Annotated in this window: 1 protein-coding gene; it reads left to right on the top strand. The window is 50.0% G+C overall.

Annotation, left to right across the window (positions count from 1 at the left end; genetic code table 11):
* Window positions 1-2,206 (top strand): DEAD/DEAH box helicase (locus IBX50_RS19790; protein ID WP_292258113.1); only part of this gene is annotated, 2,206 nt, incomplete at its 5' end.
* Window positions 2,207-2,282: the final 76 nt, after the last annotated feature.

Here is a 2,282-nt window from a genome sequence, read left to right as displayed (position 1 = left end):
GCTGCCAGAAGAGCCTGATCTGAAAGAGGTTTCCAGCCCGCAACCCAAACTGACGCTGGTATCAAGCCAGGAAGTTGACATTCCAATTCCCGGCCTGTTATTCAGCTTTGTTTACGGTGACCTGGAGATTCCGGTTCGTGATGAAGTTATTTCCGAAACCGTTCAGACCGTGATGCATAACGGTAAAACCTATCTTCTGACTCGCAATGCACAGCAAGAAAAAACAGCTATCGCTCGGATGGTCTCCATGAACCTGGTTGCCTTTGAGGATCTGCATGATCAACACCTGTTCTGGTCTGTACAACACAGCTCGTCCACAGAGCTTTTGAATCAGTGGCAGAGGCTGATCGATCATGAGCTACCACAACTGGAAAAAGAAGGCTGGCTGATTGAAACAGACCCCAGCTACCAACTGAAAATCAGCCCTGCCGAGCTGAATTTCAATATCCAAGACAGCAGCAACCACTGGTTTGAATTCTCCCTGGCCATCAACTACGGAGACTACCGTTTATCCACCACTGAGTTGGTGGCAACCTGGTTGGAAGAGGGTCGCCCGGATCAGCTGGTGATTCCCTTTGAAGATGAGTGGGTCAGCCTGGATACTCAGCCCTTGCATTCCATACATGATTTATTACAGGCGCTCTACAAAAGCAAAAAACTAGACCGACCAGTCCGCCTGCCAGCGTATCAAGCCGCACAACTGGAAGCTTTGAATCTCGATGACCGTCAGGCACCGCTGACCCGTAAACTCATACGGCAGCTGAATCATTTTTCCGGACTGGAGCCGGTTCCAGTCCCTGAGCAGCTCAATGCCACACTGCGCAGCTACCAGCAAGAAGGCCTGAACTGGTTGAATTTTCTGCATCAATACAGTTTTGGTGGCATTCTGGCCGATGACATGGGGCTGGGTAAAACCCTGCAAAGCCTGGCCTTGATGCAGCACCTTAAAAATCAAAAACAACTCAAAAAACCCGTGCTGGTGATTGCACCAACCAGCCTGATGGGAAACTGGAAAAGAGAAGCTGAGCACTTTGCTCCACAACTGAAAACACTGGTGCTGCATGGTGCAGAACGTCACAGTCAGTTTAACCAGATTAAAGCCTCTGATCTGGTCATTACCAGTTATCCGCTGATTGCGCGGGATCTCAAGCAGCATTTAAAACACACTTACGCCCTGCTGATTCTGGATGAAGCACAGGCCATCAAAAATCCCCGCACTCAGGCTGCAAAAAATGTTCGTGAGATTAAAACAGCCTGTCGTATCTGCCTGACCGGCACACCTCTAGAAAATCATCTGGGTGAATTGTGGGCTCTAATGGATTTTGCGCTGCCAGGCTTGCTGGGCGGCGAAAAAACCTTCAAGGAACTCTATCGTAACCCCATAGAAAACGCTGGAGACAACACCGCTCGCCAGCAACTGGTTCGCAAGGTCGCACCCTTTATGCTGCGGCGTGATAAGAACCAGGTGGTTAAAGAGCTACCGCCAAAAACCGAAATTATTGAATATGTTGAACTGGAAGGTGATCAGCGCCAGCTTTATGAAAGTGTACGAATCAGCATGGAAAAGCGTATTCGTGATCTGATCAATAAACAGGGCATGGAGCGCAGTCACATCGAGTTTCTGGATGCGCTGCTGAAACTGCGCCAGGCCTGCATTGCACCGGAGTTGGTTAAACTGGATGAAGCGTCCGGCATCAAAACCAGCGCCAAACTGGAGTGGTTAGCACACAAGCTGCCGGAAATGCTGGAGGAAGGCCGCAAAATTTTACTCTTCTCGCAGTTCACCCAGGCACTGGCTCTGATCGAACAACAGCTGAAAAAACAAGGTATTCACTACAGCAAGCTCACCGGCCAGACCCGCAAACGCCAAGAAGCCATTGACGCCTTCCAGCAGGGCAAAGTGGGTGTTTTTCTGATCAGTCTGAAAGCCGGTGGCAGCGGTCTTAACCTCACTCAGGCCGACACCATCATTCATCTTGATCCCTGGTGGAATCCGGCAGTGGAAAACCAGGCAACGGATCGTGCCTATCGCATCGGGCAGGACAAACCGGTTTTTGTTTACAAACTGGTCGCAACCCAGACCGTAGAAGAACACATCCAAACCATGCAAAAAGAAAAACAAGCCCTGGCCGATCAGCTTTTTGACGCTACAGGCAAAGCCAATGCACCACAAAACAAGGAAGATCTGCTGGCATTGCTGTCATGATCAAGAGTACACACAACCGCGGAGTTTGCTACTGACCGCCAGATGCGGGAAAATAGCGCCCAATTTATTCACTTGT

The organism is Marinospirillum sp., assembly GCF_014859565.1.
Note: the sequence above shows the minus strand (reverse complement) of the source record. Positions and strands in the feature narration are given on the sequence as shown.